Source organism: Fusobacterium sp. SYSU M8D902 (genome assembly GCF_040199715.1).
GTDB lineage: Bacteria > Fusobacteriota > Fusobacteriia > Fusobacteriales > Fusobacteriaceae > Fusobacterium_A.
In genome coordinates this window covers 40,514-57,087 of sequence record NZ_JBEFNA010000012.1, presented here as the reverse complement: position 1 = coordinate 57,087, position 16,574 = coordinate 40,514, and the positions used below count along the sequence as shown (strand labels likewise).

Annotated in this window: 13 protein-coding genes; 1 reads left to right on the top strand and 12 read right to left on the bottom strand. The window is 30.2% G+C overall.

Annotation, left to right across the window (positions count from 1 at the left end):
- Positions 1-97: 97 nt before the first annotated feature.
- From ABNK64_RS06250 to ptsG, 3 genes are all read right to left on the bottom strand, one after another.
- Complete coding sequence (locus ABNK64_RS06250; protein ID WP_349763836.1) at positions 98-2,734, bottom strand: autotransporter family protein; 2,637 nt, start codon at positions 2,732-2,734, stop codon at positions 98-100.
- Between the two features lie 298 nt (positions 2,735-3,032).
- Positions 3,033-4,853, bottom strand: coding sequence for a DUF2207 family protein (locus ABNK64_RS06245; protein WP_349763835.1), 1,821 nt, complete (start codon positions 4,851-4,853; stop codon positions 3,033-3,035).
- 280 nt (positions 4,854-5,133) lie between these two features.
- Positions 5,134-6,621 (bottom strand): glucose-specific PTS transporter subunit IIBC, encoded by a 1,488-nt coding sequence (gene ptsG / locus ABNK64_RS06240; protein WP_349763834.1) that lies wholly within the window; start codon positions 6,619-6,621, stop codon positions 5,134-5,136.
- Positions 6,622-6,790: 169 nt separating this feature from the next.
- Here ptsG and ABNK64_RS06235 point away from each other — a divergent pair, with 169 nt between their 5' ends.
- The gene (locus ABNK64_RS06235) at positions 6,791-7,924 is read left to right on the top strand and encodes a helix-turn-helix domain-containing protein (RefSeq protein WP_349763833.1); all 1,134 of its coding nucleotides are present in this window, start codon (positions 6,791-6,793) and stop codon (positions 7,922-7,924) included.
- 79 nt (positions 7,925-8,003) lie between these two features.
- Here the strand turns inward: ABNK64_RS06235 and ABNK64_RS06230 are convergent, their stop codons facing one another.
- The 9 genes from ABNK64_RS06230 to ABNK64_RS06190 all read right to left on the bottom strand — a co-directional run bounded on the left by ABNK64_RS06230 (position 8,004) and on the right by ABNK64_RS06190 (position 16,488).
- A complete protein-coding gene (locus ABNK64_RS06230) occupies positions 8,004-8,195 on the bottom strand; it encodes a DUF4250 domain-containing protein (RefSeq protein ID WP_291255202.1) in 192 nt (63 codons plus the stop codon).
- The gene (locus tag ABNK64_RS06225) at positions 8,185-9,804 is read right to left on the bottom strand and encodes a BatD family protein (protein WP_349763832.1); all 1,620 of its coding nucleotides are present in this window, start codon (positions 9,802-9,804) and stop codon (positions 8,185-8,187) included. The genes ABNK64_RS06230 and ABNK64_RS06225 overlap by 11 nt, the downstream gene beginning before the upstream one ends.
- 13 nt (positions 9,805-9,817) lie before the next feature.
- Positions 9,818-10,771, bottom strand: a complete 954-nt coding sequence (locus tag ABNK64_RS06220) for a hypothetical protein (protein ID WP_349763831.1) — start codon at positions 10,769-10,771, stop codon at positions 9,818-9,820.
- Positions 10,761-11,729, bottom strand: coding sequence for a vWA domain-containing protein (locus tag ABNK64_RS06215; RefSeq protein ID WP_349763830.1), 969 nt, complete (start codon positions 11,727-11,729; stop codon positions 10,761-10,763). The genes ABNK64_RS06220 and ABNK64_RS06215 overlap by 11 nt, the downstream gene beginning before the upstream one ends.
- 14 nt (positions 11,730-11,743) lie before the next feature.
- Positions 11,744-12,703 (bottom strand): VWA domain-containing protein, encoded by a 960-nt coding sequence (locus ABNK64_RS06210; protein WP_349763829.1) that lies wholly within the window; start codon positions 12,701-12,703, stop codon positions 11,744-11,746.
- Positions 12,696-13,409 carry a hypothetical protein gene (locus tag ABNK64_RS06205; protein WP_349763828.1) on the bottom strand — a complete coding sequence of 238 codons (714 nt, stop codon included), beginning with the start codon at positions 13,407-13,409 and terminating at the stop codon, positions 12,696-12,698. The genes ABNK64_RS06210 and ABNK64_RS06205 overlap by 8 nt, the downstream gene beginning before the upstream one ends.
- A 1-nt stretch (position 13,410) precedes the next feature.
- A complete protein-coding gene (locus ABNK64_RS06200) occupies positions 13,411-14,217 on the bottom strand; it encodes a DUF58 domain-containing protein (protein WP_349763827.1) in 807 nt (268 codons plus the stop codon).
- Between the two features lie 9 nt (positions 14,218-14,226).
- Positions 14,227-15,207 (bottom strand): AAA family ATPase, encoded by a 981-nt coding sequence (locus tag ABNK64_RS06195; protein ID WP_349763837.1) that lies wholly within the window; start codon positions 15,205-15,207, stop codon positions 14,227-14,229.
- A gap of 138 nt (positions 15,208-15,345) precedes the next feature.
- The gene (locus ABNK64_RS06190) at positions 15,346-16,488 is read right to left on the bottom strand and encodes an aminotransferase class V-fold PLP-dependent enzyme (protein WP_349763826.1); all 1,143 of its coding nucleotides are present in this window, start codon (positions 16,486-16,488) and stop codon (positions 15,346-15,348) included.
- Positions 16,489-16,574 lie beyond the last annotated feature (86 nt).

Below are 16,574 nucleotides of genomic sequence, written 5' to 3'. Positions count from 1 at the left end.
AGAAAAAAGCCAAAGAGATTAAAAAATCTCTTTAGCTAATTTTAAAACATATGGCTATTAAGTTTGCAACAGCCCCTAATATTATCTATTGAATTGATTAGAATCTATATCCAGCACCAACGTTTACACCATATGATTTCATATCTTCTGAACCAAACTCATAAGTAAATCCTCCATTATAGAAGAATCCATTTTCATTTGCAACTTCTGCACCTAAGTTAAATTTAAGCACATTTTCAGATAATTCTCCACCGTGTACTCCAAATTGGTTACTAGCTGTATTAGCTCCAAAGAATTGTCCTTTGAACTCTTTGTCAGTATCTCCAAATGTTTTAACAAAAGCAGTACCAAATTTAACATCTACTTTAGATTTTTCAAGTTGAACAGTTTTTACTAAGTCTGCTCCTAATTCAGTATCAAATGTTGTTACATCTGTATCAGTTAATCCGAAGTATGAATCTTTAGCAGAATCTTGTTTTAAGTGAGTATATCCTAATTTTACTTTAGGTTGAATTGATAATCCATCTCCTAAATCTCCTAAGTATTTAGCTTGAACATATCCACTTAAAGCTTTTGTATCATATTTATCTTTTCCTACTACATTAGCAGCTGTATTAGTTGCATCATATTTACCTAATTGGTATCCTAATCCAGCAGTAAGATCATAGTTTCCTAATGATTTTACTCCATAGAATCCTAAGTAGAATAGGTCTCCATCAGCTTTTCCACCTGTTACATCTAAATCTTGTTTAGAACCAGCAAATACTAAACCAGTTTTTGTAGTGTCATTTACTCCATACTCTAAAGAAGCTAATAATCCAGAAGTTTCGTTCTCAACATCATATTTTCCAACTATTCCATCTCTCTTATACTCATCTTTATTGTAGATTGCTCTACCTTCAGCAGTAAATTCTCCAGCTTTTACATTGTTAGATAATGAAAGTATAGTTCCTTCATTTAATTTTAAGTTGTCATAAGCTGCTCTAATAGTTTCAGCATAGATAGATCCAGAGTATATTTTATCCATTTGTCCTTCTCTTTCTGATGTAACTTGAGAGAAGTTTCCATTTACCATTTGAGCTCCGTTGTTAACTGTGTTTAATCTAGCATCAGCAAATAGAGATTTATTATAAGTAACATGTAAGATGTTATTTGCTGTGTCTAATTTAGTAGTATAAACACCAGTTGTTTTATCCTGATATTTATTTATTGTATGTTTTATAGTGTCATTTTTTCCATTTAAGTGAACATCTTGATCTGTAGTTAAGTTAGTTGTATCAAAATCTATATTTCCATTTATAGTTACAGCATCTGTTGAGTTTTGAAGAGCATTCTTTCCATCTTTATCTATAATAAATATAGTAGTTCCTGTAGTATTATTAGTTAATGTTGTTGCTTTTGTAAATGATGAATCTGAAGAAAGAGTTAATTTATCAGAACCAACTGCTTTAGTTCCAGTTCCTACATTTATATTTTTAACTCCTATTTCTCCATTAATATATGTATTACCAGATACATTTAATTTATTTTCATTGTTATCACTTGATATTCCACCATTAAAGCTAACATCTTTTAAATTTAATGTAGAACTATTAGTTAGATTAACTGCAATTCCATTTTCAAATGTATTTACATTATTTCCTGTTATAGAAAGATTTATTCCATTTGCATTTAATAATCCATCTTTACCGATGTTAACAGTAGTATTTTCAATCGAAATATTATTATTATTAGGGGTAATAGTAGATTTGATTAAGTCTACTTTCCCTATAATATTTAGAGATTTTAATTTAATGGCTTCTGAAGAACTTGTATTTATTTTAGTTGCTTTATCTTTTCCTAAAGTAACAGAAGATTTAAAAGAGTTTCCTTTATCATTTATAACTTTTGTATTTAATTCTCCTGATAAATAAATACTGTTTTTATTTTCTAAAGAATTTCCTTTATCATCTTGTATAGCACCTAAATGTTCAACTCCAGTTTTACCAGTGAATAAGCTATTTACATCAAAGTTTTTATCAGCACCTTTGACTATTATTGTTCCTGTACTTTCAACATTTTTTATGCTATCAGTATTATTTTTTATAGCAGAACTTTCTGTATCATTTAAAATAATTGTTCCAAAGTTTTTAACAATAGAATTTCCTGTTAAAGCTACTGCTGTTCCTTTACTAACTATAATAGTACCTTCATTTATAAATTCAACTTTAGAAGCATTTTTTTCTCTATTTGGATTTAAGTCAACAACTGCTCTAGCTCCTATACCGTCTCCTTTAATATAGTCAGTTTCTAATGTTGCTCCTTCTTTATTAGTTATAGTAAGATCTGCAGTTATATTTCCTTGTACAGCAATAGCACTTGCAGACCCTCCACCTCTTACAGTAGATTTTATATTTCCGTAGTTCTCAATAGAAGAAACAGCATTTACATTATTAACAAAAATTCCATCTGTTGTCTCAAAACCTTGGACATTTATGTTACTACCTTTTTCTAATGTTATTTTAAAACTATCTTTAGCAAAAATACCAGTTCCAAATTTCTCATTAATTTCTATAATTTCATTTTCTTTTAAAGTGAAATTTTGCCCATTATTTATTTCTTGTGTTTTAGTATAATTTGCTCCAAAAGAAACACTTCCCATTATTAAGAATCCAACTACAGTTGCAGTTGTTACAGCTACTTTGTTTTTAAGCCAGTGTTTTAAGGCTTTTTCTGTGCTAATTAAATTATTCATCACTCATTCCTCCCTAAAGAATTTTCCCGAATTTTATAATTTAAGAATAAAGATAAATTTACTTTGAAAATTATACTATAGTAAACTTAAATTGTTTAAAAAATAATAGTTACAATATAACAAAATAATATCCTTATCAATAAATTACAATGAAATTTTAGCATAATTTCACAAAAATTTCAAGAATTTTTACTTTAATTAAACATATTTTTGTAACATTGAACAAATAAAATTAGATAAGAAACTAGATTTCATTATAAAAATTATAAATAGTTAGCAAACTATTTTTGTTGCTTAATTAAAAAGCACCACCGCCACCACGGTTACCTCCCCCACCAGAAGAACCACCACTAAATCCTCCGCCACTTCCTCTTGAAGATGGTCTAGAATTAGATAGAGCTCTTGTACTATGAATAACAGAATTAGAAATAGTTCTCTCTATATTTCTAAATCTAGAATTTCTATCATACATACCCATAAGAGGCATTCTGTTAAGTCTTCTTCTATCAATATCGTTATTTTCTACATATATTTCTGAATATCCCTTAGCCACCTCTTCAGCTACGCCCAATGCAATAGCATATATAAAGTGTTGTTCCAAAATATATATAGGGGATAGCTTAGCTTCTTTAAAGTTTCGGTAATCAATTAAGAATTTTTTATAGTCAAGCCACTCTGCTCTCAATTTTTCAGCTTCCAATGTATATCTTCTTCCAGATGTAGAAAACATAATAATAAAAAATGATATAAAAGGGAAAAATATAAATTTACCATCATTAAAATATACTGATAAAAAGACACCACTAGGTAGTCCCAAAACTGCTGTTAAAATTGCTAGGATAATGGGAAGTTTATTTTTTTTCTCTCTTTTAAAACCAACATTTTCAAGATCAATTGCTACCATTGATTGCCATTTTTCATATTTCTGTCCAAAATTAATAGCATTTTTTCTATCTTTTATAACTCTTTCGATCTCTTCCATAGATATTTGAGAGCCATCACCAAGTTTATCAATATACCATTCAATTACAAACTTTTCATAATCTTTCAGATCTTTTAAGTCTAAGTTTTTCTTTCTAAGTATACTCTCTTCTCCCTCTGATATCTCAAGATAATCTCTTCTAACTAAATCTATAACTGTAGCAAGAAGATGATTAGGGAGTATACCACCACAAGCAATTGCTCCACCAACTGCTGGAGAAAAATTATTAGGAGCTTCTTTAAAATACTCTCTATGCTCAATGTTAACTTTGTGTTTTCTTATGTTTTGTATATAGTTAAAGAACAGTACAAAAGCTACCCAAGCTAGGAAAACTACAAAAATTAAGTCTTCAATTATATCTTTCATCTCTAAAAATTTTCTATGAAGATCAGCTTTATCAGCTAACTTATTTTCCATTTTTAAAATCTTATCATATCCAGCTTCATTTTTAATATGTGAAGGATCTATGTTAGATAGGATATCTTTAGGAAAGAGTATATTTGCCTCTACAAACTCTCCAGAGTAGTAGTTATGAAGAGTATATAGTATCTCTTTTCCATTTATTATATCAACATCTCCTATAAGTGGTCCATGTCCAAAAGCTTTTATCTTGTTTGTTGGTACTTTTTCAGGAAGAGTAATCTTAACTTTAATATTATCTATATTAGATTTCCAACTCTTTCCCACCATTTTTCTATTGAATTGAGCAATATCATTGTATACAGTAACTCCTTGAGTGAGTGTGTAATTAAAGAGAAACCATTTATTTTGATTTCTCATAGGATAGTAAAGTTTTATTTTCATAAGTTCATCACTATTATTGACTGTATAAGTACCTTTATTGTGACTATTGCTGTTTTTAGCTGGATAAAACTCGCTATTTTGTTCATAGAATACCTGTAGATCTTTCAACTCTCCATATCCACTATAATCAATATTATAGAGAATTCCATTTATATTATATGAATTGTACTCTACCAATTCAGTGATATTGACACTACCATCTCTATTTATCTTAGCTTCTATATTGAGATTAACAACACTATATTTTGGACTAGCTAAGGTATATAAAGACAATAGAGCAAAAGTAAATAAAATAGGCAGTAATTTGTTTAAATAAGTTTTAAATTTTCCCATATTTCTCTCCCTGATAATTATAGTATAAAATAAAAAATACTAATGATAAAAACTGTTTTATACTTCAAAAAACAATTAATACCATTAGCATCACCCTCTTATATAGCGTTTAAAATTTATTTCTATCAACCCACTATAAGTATACTACGTAAATAGAATTTTAACAATATTTTTTTGTTATTTTTTTATTTGAAAATAAAATTGAAAGGAGAGAAACTAAATGTTCTCTCCTCTATGATAAATACCCTATTTTTAACCCATATGACCAAAACTTAGTATCTTAAATTCCAGTCATTTTTCTTAAATCGTTGCAGATAAATTGTGCTTTTGAACCAAATATAGCTTGAACTCCATGAGCTCCAACTTTTAAAACTCCAGATGTTCCTAATTTTTTAAGAGAATCATCAACTACAAGACTACTGTCTTTAACTTCAACTCTTAATCTTGTGATACAAGAATCTAGAGAGATTATATTTTCTTTTCCACCAAGTGCTTGTAAAACACCAACAGCTAAAGCATCACCTTCGATAGCTTCAGAACCTGCCTCTTCAGAAGTACTATCATCTCTTCCAGGAGTTTTAAGGTTGAATTTTCTTATAGCAAATCTGAATCCAAAGTAATAGATTACAGAGAAGAAAAGTCCAACTATGATAACCATATACCATCTTGTTTCAAATCCACTAGTTCCTGGTAAAACTCCAAATACGATATAGTCAATTAATCCTCCAGAGAATGTCATACCTATTCTAACATTGAATAGATTCATTAACATAAATGAGATACCTGCAAAGATACAGTGTATTCCATATAATATAGGTGCAACAAATAGGAATGAGAACTCTAATGGCTCAGTAATTCCTGTTAGGAAAGATGTTAGTGCAGCAGAGAATAGAATTCCTCCTACTAACTTTTTATTTTGAGGCTTAGCTTCGTGATACATAGCTAAAGCAGCAGCTGGTAATCCAAACATCATAAATACAAATTTACCTGTTAAGAATTTACCTGCACCTTGATAAGTTGCTGATGAGAATGAATGAACTCCATCTTTTAACATAGCAAACCATATAGTTTGGTCACCTTGTACCACTTGTCCAGCTTGAGTTGTATACTCTCCAAATTGATACCAGAAAGGTGCATAGAAGATGTGGTGTAATCCGAATGGGATTAGAGATCTCTCTATGATACCAAATATTAGAGTAGAGATGTTAGTATTAACATCATTAGCTAAGAAAGATAGTTTTGCTAATCCTATTTGAACAGGTTGCCAAATAGTAGGCATAGCTAATCCAACTAAGAAAGCTACAATAGCTGTCATAATAGGAACTAATCTCTTTCCAGCAAAGAATCCTAAGAAAGCTGGTAATTCAGTTTTATAGAATTTTTTATAACAGATAGCTGCAATGATACCAGCTATTAATCCACCAAAAACACCTGTTTGAAGAGTAGGAATACCTAAAACCATAGCATAAGATAGATCTCCATTAGCTACTCCAACAGCTGCATCTGTCATTATACCCATTGTAGTATTCATAATTAAAAGTGCCACTACTGCGGCTAAGGCTGCTATTCCATCTCCACCTACAAGACCAATAGCTGCTCCAATGGCAAATAGAAGAGGTAAGTTACTAAAAATTACCTGACCTGCTTGCTCCATAAGTGTAAAATGTAGTTTGTTTCCAAAAGCTAAAAATAATCCTGCTGCTGGTAATATAGCAACTGGAGTCATTAAAGCTTTACCAATTTTTTGAACTTCTGCAAAGACTTTCATAATAACCTCCATAATATTTGTAATAACAAATTAAATATATCTCATTTTTCTAAAAAAGTCAATATTTTTTTCAAAATAATTGAGCCTTTTTATTAAAGGAATTGATTTTTTTTTAAAAGTATTGTATTATTTTATTATAATAATTATTAGTATTAAGGAGAAAAGAGTAGTGAAAGATAATCAAGAATTAGAACTATTTCGTTTCAAAATAATTGAGCCTTTTTTAAAAAAGAAAAAGAAATTAAAAGAGATAGAGAATGAGGAGAATATATCCTATGCCACTCTAAAAAGATGGGTTAATGCCTATAAAAAAAATGGAATAATTGGTTTAGAGAAAAAAGCTAGAGAGGATAAAAACTCTTTTAGAAATATAGATGAGAGAGATTTAGATAGGATTAAAGAGGTGTGTAGAAGTTCTGACGAGACTAATATAACACTGTTGTATGATAAATGTAAAGAGATGTTTAATGAGAATTTTACAATAAGCTATGCCACATTTTATAGAATAGTTAACAATATAGATGAGTTTTTCAACAAGACAACAAATAAGTATTTAGAGCAGATAAAAAAGGAGAATCAATGTTACTTAGTTTTTGATATTCCTCTGTATATACTTGTTGATAGTCTATTTTCAAGTAAAAAGATTGTTCCTAGATTGTTGATAATGCTGGACACAGCGTCTTTACAACCAGTTAACTTTGCTATTGATATGTATTCAGCAAACTTCTATTCACTATTGGGCTTTATAAGAGAGGGAATTTTAAAAGCTTCATTAAAAAGTGGAAAATTTATTCTGCCTAAGGAGATACTAGTAGCTTCAAAAAATATCAACAATAAAAAAATATTGAAAGAGATATATAATAGATTGGGTGTAAAGATAAGTGAACATTACACTGAAAATATAGAGGTACATAAGTTTATTGAGTTTATAAAAAAGGATATTGAGGAATTTTATAGAAAACACAATTATGAACTGTCATTTTTGGAGTTGGCAGAGTTTTTGAGCATATATATATATTTGGAGAGAAAAGAGTATGCTTTCAGTATAAATTATAATACAGTGAATAGATTGAAATATATAAGAGAGTTGGATATATTTTTACAGCTTATTTCGAGAAAGGTAAATGATTCAAAGGTTAGGGTGAAAAATTTTCAATACATATCTTCTGATTTTAAGGAATTAAATGGAAAAGATGTATCAATAAAATTTTCACCAATCAATCCCAATGTTATCTATCTATTCCTACAAAATACATATTTAGGATTAGCTAATATCAGTACACTGTTTTTAAAAGAGGATTAAAATTAAAAATTATTTGTTAGCTTATATAAAGAAAAAAAACAGCTTTAAAAGGCTGTTTTTTTGTATAAAGTTTATTTTGTTAAATTTGAGTAAATTGGTTAGAGTCCTCGTTATATAAAACTCCTTTAGCTTTTAACCCCTCTAGTAGCTCCTCCATATCAATATCCTCATCTTCACATAGCTCACTCAAAGATGAGTATTTATCTCTCAATCTCATATTAAGCATACTGTAGGCTATATTTATGTCCATAGTTAGATATTTATTTTTCATTTTTCAACTCCTTTTTAATTCTTTTTAAAATCTCTTTTCTATCAATAGGTGTATTGTTATAATAAGCTTGTTCTAGCTCTCTATTGATCTCAATAAAATCAGGAGAGAATCCCAATTTTACAAGTCTATCCTCAAGATGCACCTTAGGGCTAAAGTTATATCTACTCTTCATAAAATCGCAATAGGCATTATAAAACTCCTTATCATCTTTGCATTTAGCAAGATTACCAAGATTTTCAGAGGAACTATTACCATTTTTTCTAAATAAAAGATAGATTATAGTAGCACCTTGAATTATAATAATAGCTATAAGTCCTATAATTAAATAATTATAATTTTTATGTTGAGAAATTTTTTCATTTCCAACACTATTGATAACTACATTTTCTATTTTATTTTCCACTTGGTTATTTATAGGTGTAGGTGAAGTGAAATTTTTTTCACTGTTGCTAGGAATAATATTTCCATTTTTATTTACTTTAATCTTTTTACTAGGAATAGTTAGGTATTTATAAGCTTTTACAGTAGTATCAAAGTATGGAATTTTTATTTCTGGAGTATCTATCTCTCCAACCTGTTTAGGAATAAGTGCCACTTCAAAAGTTTTTTCAGCATAGTAATTTCCATTGTTAATAGTTTCAAATTTATTTTTTAAACTTTCAAATACATTAAAATCTCTAAACTCTTTTGGAATAATTTTTTCCAATGAGTCTAAATTGGCATCTCCACTTATTTTAACAGTGAGAAGTATAGAATCACCAACATCTATATTGTCACTACTCCAAGTGTAATCAAGAGTAGGTTTTCCTACAATGTTTTGAAAGTTTGTAGGTTTATTTTGTGGAAGAGGAAGTATATTTATATTTAGTTGTTTCCCACCAAAATATTTAGGGGGAGTTGATTCCTCAAAGAAGAAATCTCTTCTACCTGTACTCTGTGTAACTGCCACCTGTCCAGAGCTGATTTTTTTCTCTCCAGATGAGTTAGCTTGTAAGATACCTCTATATGTGTTTATCTTCAACCCCTCTCTACCAGAAGAAGATCTGAAATAGCTCTGTTCATAATTTCCATTTAGAGCAATAGGGCTCATATCCTTTTCAGAAAAATCATTAAATTGAGGTTTCTTACTATATCCAATTGAGTTAATACTAACTGTTGTAAGAAAGTTTTCTTCATAGACAATCTTTTGACCAAAGTAGAATGAATCTCCACTTTTAATTGAGGGTTGAAAACTCATATCCCCATTTATACTCTCTTGCACCTCTTTTTGTACCTCAATATTCAAGGGATTAGACTCTGCCTTTCCCCCTGAAACACTTACTTTTAGAGGAAAACTTTTAATATCGTTGGACATCACTGTATAGATATCCATTTTCTCCTGTGTTTTCTTACCATTTATAATAGAAGTTTTTGAACTTGTACTCTTAGAAAGAATTTGTAAGTTTTCAACTCCTTCAATGTTATAATCTTTCTTATCTTCATTTAAAAAGATGACTCTTATATTAAAAGGTTCGTTTATTGCTGGTTTAGTATTGGAACTTTCAAGAATCACCTCTGAAAAAGATAGGAAAGGTAACATAAGAAAAAGATAGATAATTAATTTTTTCATCTGTTCATCTCCTTTACCATCTATTAGAAGGAGTGTTATTGTTTATGTTCAGCATTCTTTCATTGTTTTTAAAAGATTGCTTCTCATTTCCCTCTAATCTTTTTAGTATAGCTTTTATCTCCTGTTCTTTAATCTCTTTTTCACTCATCTCACCCTCTGTTTGACCACTATTTCCCTTTGAGTTATCCTTTTGCTCTTGAGGATCTTTAGAATCATCTTTTTCAGGTTGAGAGTTTTGTTTTTTATTCTCATTATCATTTTGATTATCAGAATTACTATTCTTTTGTTCATCTCCATTCTTTTGAGAATCCTGTTTCTGTTCACTGTTTTTATTCTCTTTCTCATCTTGCTTTTGCTGATTTTGAGATTGATTTTCTGTATTGTTATTTTGATCTCTGTTTTGCTCTTGCTTATTATTCTGATCTTGTTGTTGATCTTTGTTTTGATCCTTTTTATTATTTTGATCTTGCTTATCTTGATTTTTCTCTTTATCTTTCTGATCTTTATTCTCTTTATTATCCTTGTTCTGCTCTTTTTTATCAGATTCTTTAATTTTTTGTAGTATTAATTCATAATTCTTTTTAATGTTGATATCATCACTCTTTTTCATACCTAATTTATACTCAGCTAGAGCTTTTTCATAAAAAGATTTACTGTTTTGAGCATCTTGATCGCCGAGATAGGCATATGAATTACCTTTTAAAAAGTTCTCATCAGCAGGAGCTTTAACAACCTCATCATATTTTTTTTCAAAATAGAATGATTTTAATATGTTGCTATCCACTCTACTATTTTTCTCTATATCCAAGGATTTTTTATAGTTCTCTCTACCTAGATCAAATTCTTTAGCTAGAGTATTCTTATTTCCTTTTTTTATATAGTTATAGTTTTTTAAAGAGGGATAGTAGTTGAATAGGGCAACTATTGAGAGAATTAAAATCACTGTGGCTACAATCTTACTCCTCATCTTTTATCACCTCTCTAAGTAGATAACCTAAGAGTATGAGTAGAATACCTAAAAAAAGTGGATATTGAAAATACTTTTCATAGACTTTACTCTTCTCATTTCTCTGACTTTTTCTCTCTAAATTAGCACTATCTTGGACAAAGTTTTTAGAATTATCTACAAAATTATTCACCTCATAGTATTTTCCACCATTGTCATCTGCTATCTGCTGTAAAAAACTTGAATTAAGTTTACTGATAACAGCTGAACCTTTATCATCTTTAATAAATCCTCTCTTAGCTCCATTCACATAGTTTGGTATGACATTTCCAGCTTGGGTACCAATTCCAATAGAGTATACATTAATCTTGTTATTCTTAGCAAACTCCAAGGATTTTTTATCAAAATCTCCACCATCTGATAGAATAATTACAGTTTTATTCTCACTTCCTATCTCTGAAAAAGATTTTTCAGCAAGGGTTAAGGCTTGATATAGCTGTGTTCCACCACCAGAGATGAGAGAAGAGTCCAAGGCATTTATATAGTTTTCTGTTATGGAGTAATCATCAGTAAGTGGCATCTGTATATATGCACTATCTGAAAAGGGAATAAATCCAATTCTATCTCCTTTTAGAGATTGTATCAGATTTTTTAAAACTCTCTTACTAGCTTCCAATCTATTTGGGTAGACATCTTCTGTAAGCATTGATTTAGAAGTATCAATAAGAGCATATATATTCATTCCTTTTACCTCTATCTCTTTATCTGCAATCTCTTTTTGAGGAGATAATAGGGCAATGACTACCAATACAGCTCCAGAAACTATTAAAAATATCTTTAATGTAGAGATTCTTCTCTTTATTCTCAATTTTAAAAATCTTAAAATCTCAATCCGTTTTTTCATACCTGAAATCATAATCAAGAGGAGAAGAGAGGGAATTAATATATATACTAAGTTGTTTAAATTACCAAATTGCATTGTTTCACCTCTTTTTATGGAATTTTTATATATTTTTTATATTCAAAAAAAGCACCGATTACCAATAGAAATAGAGCTAATTTTAAGATGTTTTCATAAAGTTCTCTCTCTTCATAGTATGAACGACCATCTATTTTAGTTTTTTCCAATTTATCTATCTCATCAAAGATATTTTGAAATTCACTCTCATTACTTGCTCTAAAGTACTTACCATCAGTGTTATCAGCAATAGTTTTCAATAGATTTTCATCTAACTCTCTATTTTGAACTGTAGTATATCCAAAAGGAACACGTACTCTAATCTCTTTAGCACCAATTCCAATAGTGTAGACTTTAATTCCCAATTCTTTAGCTATCTTACTAGCACCAATAGGACTCATCTCTCCAGAGTTATTCTCTCCATCAGTCATTAGAATGACAACTTTAGATTTAGAATCAGAGGATTTTAACCTATTTAGAGCTACTCCTAATCCCATTCCAATAGCAGTTCTATTGTTGCTTGTAATATCGTCAACTGTTATTTTAGAAACAGTGTCATTGACAATGCTGTGATCAAATGTAAGTGGTACTTTAGTATAGGCATCTCCACCAAAGATTACTAGAGAGATTCTATCATTCCCCCTCTTATTTATAAAGTCCACTAGAAGTTTTTTTGCCTTCTCCAATCTGTTGGGTTTAAAGTCATTTTGTAACATAGATTGTGATAGATCCAAAGCTATAACTATATCTATTCCATCTTTTTTTACTATTCTATTCTCAGATAGTAGCTGTGGACGAGCCAAGGCTATACACATTAGAATAAGTGAGGAAAGGATCAGAAATTTTCCGATCAAATACTTTTTGCTTTTTAATCTAAAAGATTTTAATGGCTTTATACCAGGAACGGCTATCCCTTTTACCTGACGTTTTCTAAAAAATAGAAATATGAGGATAGGGATAAGCAGTAAAAAATAGGGACTTGTAAATCTAAACATCTGTTGTATCCCTCCTTACTTTATTAAAAATTTCAAGAATTTGCTCTACAAATCTCTCCTTTAGATCTTCGTTGTTATTTGAGAACTTATAGTTATCTAGATTGTAGATAGTATCAATATCCTCTGGAGTAAGCACACCTACAATTGAGTAGATTCCATTGGTAAAGTGTGATTGATACTTACTATCAATATACTCTCTAATTCCCATACTTAAATCAAAATCCCAAGAGTCATCACTCAAGTTAGCCACTATATTTTCAAATTTAGCTTCAGGAGATATATGGCTCTCTTTTCTCCTAAATTTGAAATTTTTGAGCAGGTAAAGAGTGGATAATATACCTGAAATTATAGCTAAAACAAATGTATAGGGAAATCTGCCAGAGTACAATTGAGTATCACTGTTATCACTAAGATGTGGATATATCTCCTTATCCTTCTCATCAAGAGAGGACTTTATCTCAAGGACAATTCTCTTATCTCCTAGAGTTACTGTACTCTTTCCTACCTCAAAACCTCTGATACTTAAAACATATCCATCTCTATCTTTCTCTATCTTTTCAAGTTCTAAGTTGGAATTTTTAAAACTTTCTACTATCCTCTCTTCAGGTATTCCACTTACCTGTAATTTAACTGTATCTCCTACATATATATCCTTTGCAAAAATTATAGAGGAGATAAAAATAAAAGTAAAAATAAGTTTTTTCATACTATCTCCTTCTTTTAAAATAATTAGTTAATTTAGCAACATAGTTTTCATCTGTATAGAGTGTCAGAATGTTCTTTGGTAGCTCCTCATCAAAAGACTCATTTTTAGAGAGATTTTCAACTGTAATCTCCTCTCCAGTTTCAGAGTCCATAAGTGTAAATATAGCACCTTGAGGTAGGGAATCAAATCTTCTATTTGCTACTCTAATTGGGATTAGATCATGTCTTTTGTTTACTAATTTCAAAGCTTTCTCATAATTTTCATCAATAAAATCACTTATTAAAAATACAACAGTTCTCTTTTTACAGAAATTATAAAAAGAGGTAAGAACCTTTGAAATATCTGTTCCCTTTCCCTTTGGGACAAGAGTTAGAAAGTTTTCAAGTATAACCAATCCCTGTTTTTTACCTTTTTTTAGAGGTATTATTTTTTCTACCTCATCACTAAAGAAGATAGCTCCGACCTTATCATTATTTTTGATAGCACTAAAAGCTAAGCTTCCTATTAATTGTGAGATCAAATCCTGCTTAGCTGGAAAATTGTTAGAAGGAGATATATCAATTAAAAGATATATATTGATCTCCCTCTCCTCTATAAACTCTTTTACATAGGTTTTTCTCTGTCTAGCACTAACTTTCCAATCTATTTTTTTTACATCATCACCTAGTGAATACCTTCTAATATCAGAAAACTCCATACCATTTCCCTTGAAGTAAGAACGGTAACTTCCAGAAAATATCTCACTAGCTATAATTGATGAAGCTATCTCTATTTTTTTTATTTTCTTTAATATATCCTCTTTTTTCATATAAAACTCCTAAGGAAGCTCCACTTGCTCCATTATATCTACTATAATATCTTCAATACTCTTTCCATCTGCTTCAGCTTCATAGTTTAAGATTATTCTATGACGTAATACATCAAATATAACTTTTTTTATATCAGTTGGAGTAACATACTCTCTACCCTCTAAGAATGCACTTGCTTTTGCAGATACTACAAGGGCGATAGAGGCTCTTGGGGAAGCTCCACACTCAATATACTCATTACTCTCTCTTGTTTTAAAGATGATATTAAGAATATAGTCCATAAGTTTATCATCTATATGTATATGTTTTATTATCTTTTTCAGATTTTCGATCTTCTCCTTATTCAATATTGTATTTATCTCAATATATTCAAAGTCATTTGGTGATGTAAGAAGTCTTAACATCTCTCTCTCTTCATCTCTATTTGGATATTCGATCTTTACCTTCATCAAAAATCTATCCTGTTGTGCCTCTGGAAGTGGGTATGTTCCATCTTGTTCAATAGGGTTTTGTGTGGCAAGTACAATGAAAGGAGATTCCAATTTAAATGTCTCATGGGCAATTGTTATCTGTTTCTCCTGCATAGCTTCTAAAAGAGCTGATTGTACCTTAGCTGGAGCTCTGTTGATCTCATCTGCCAAGACAATATTGGCAAATAATGGACCTTTTTTAATATAGAACTCCCCAGTTTTTTCATTGTATATCTCAGTACCAATTATATCACTTGGTAGTAGATCGGGAGTAAACTGTATTCTTGAGAACTTTAATCCCAAAGTTTGAGCTAGGGTATTTACAGTTAAAGACTTGGCAAGTCCAGGTAATCCTTCAAGTAAGATGTGATTACCAGTAAGTATCCCAATCAATATCTTATTGATCATATCCTCTTGACCTACAATTTTCTTTTGAATCTCATTTTTCACAAGCAATATGCTTTCTCTCTCTTTTATAATAGTTTCTTTTAAGTTATCCATAAAAGTGATCCTCCTAATTAGTTTTTTTACAATAATATTAGACGAAAGAAGTAGTAATTTAGACGAAAAAAGTTTTAAAATTATTAAAAATAATAAAAAATTAGAAATTTATACAATATAAATAAGGACTGATTTTCACCAGTCCTTTAAATTTTTTTAGGAAAGAGAGGCTAAAATAAGTTTTTTTAGAATCTCAACAACCTCATCTACCTCTTGGATAGTATTGAAATATGAAAAGCTAAATCTTACAGCTCCCTGCTCTGTAGTTCCAAGAGCCTTATGCATAAGTGGTGCACAGTGACCTCCAGCTCTTGTAGATACACCGTGAGATAGTAACTCTTCAGCTACATCATCAGAGTCAAAGTCACCAATATTTAATGTAACAATAGGGCATCTCTCTCTTGTAGAGAAATCACCATAGATCTTTACTTGAGGAAGCTCTTTAACTTTTGTGTAGAATCTACACATTAGCTCCTCCTCTTTTTTTCTGATCTCATCTAATCCTACTCTATTTATAAACTTTATTCCTGCATTTAGACCAGCTATTCCATGTCCATTCAAAGTACCAGCCTCCAAGTGTGTAGGCATCTTTTCAGGTTGTATTTGATCATAAGTCAATATACCAGTTCCACCAGATTTTAGTGGTGTAATAGTGATACCATCTCTTACATAGATACCACCTGTTCCTTGAGGACCAAAAAGACTCTTGTGTCCAGTAAAACATAGTATATCTATACCCATTTTTTTTACATCTATAGGAAATACTCCTGCTGTTTGTGACACATCTACTATGAAGAGTAAATTGTGTCTTTTGCAAATCTCTCCCACTCTAGCTATATCTATGAGGTTACCTGTAAGATTAGATGCATGTGTACAGATAATAGCTTTGGTATTCTCTTTAATAAGAGATTCCATCTCATCATAGGAAATATTACCTAATAGATCTGATTTGGTTATAGATAGTTCTACCCCTCTTTCTACCATCTCATAGATAGGACGTAGTACAGAGTTATGCTCCAATTCAGTAGTAATTATATGATCACCTTTTTTTAAACTCCCTTTTATAGCTGTATTTAGAGCCTCAGTAGAGTTTAGTGTAAAAGCGATATTACTAGAGTCTTCTACATTAAAGAAGTGAGCTAAATTCTCTCTTGCATCAAATATTATATGGTTGGCTGCCATTGAGGCATTGGTATTTCCTCTACCAGCGTTACCAACTGAAGTCATAGCTTCAATTACAGCATCAATTACCTCTTTAGGTTTTTGAAGTGTTGTTGCAGCATTGTCAAAGTATATCATTTTTTCCTCCCATACTTGCTAATTATATCTTAAAATACTTAAAAACTACATTATATATAATATAGAGTTTAGCACAAAGGTAAAAA

Coding starts and splice junctions, on each gene's coding strand:
- ABNK64_RS06250 (WP_349763836.1), bottom strand. CDS start 2,734: ATGAATAATTTAATTAGCACAGAAAAAGCCTTAAAACACTGGCTTAAA.
- ABNK64_RS06245 (WP_349763835.1), bottom strand. CDS start 4,853: ATGGGAAAATTTAAAACTTATTTAAACAAATTACTGCCTATTTTATTT.
- ptsG (WP_349763834.1), bottom strand. CDS start 6,621: ATGAAAGTCTTTGCAGAAGTTCAAAAAATTGGTAAAGCTTTAATGACT.
- ABNK64_RS06230 (WP_291255202.1), bottom strand. CDS start 8,195: ATGAAAAATAAATATCTAACTATGGACATAAATATAGCCTACAGTATG.
- ABNK64_RS06225 (WP_349763832.1), bottom strand. CDS start 9,804: ATGAAAAAATTAATTATCTATCTTTTTCTTATGTTACCTTTCCTATCT.
- ABNK64_RS06220 (WP_349763831.1), bottom strand. CDS start 10,771: ATGAGGAGTAAGATTGTAGCCACAGTGATTTTAATTCTCTCAATAGTT.
- ABNK64_RS06215 (WP_349763830.1), bottom strand. CDS start 11,729: ATGCAATTTGGTAATTTAAACAACTTAGTATATATATTAATTCCCTCT.
- ABNK64_RS06210 (WP_349763829.1), bottom strand. CDS start 12,703: ATGTTTAGATTTACAAGTCCCTATTTTTTACTGCTTATCCCTATCCTC.
- ABNK64_RS06205 (WP_349763828.1), bottom strand. CDS start 13,409: ATGAAAAAACTTATTTTTACTTTTATTTTTATCTCCTCTATAATTTTT.
- ABNK64_RS06200 (WP_349763827.1), bottom strand. CDS start 14,217: ATGAAAAAAGAGGATATATTAAAGAAAATAAAAAAAATAGAGATAGCT.
- ABNK64_RS06190 (WP_349763826.1), bottom strand. CDS start 16,488: ATGATATACTTTGACAATGCTGCAACAACACTTCAAAAACCTAAAGAG.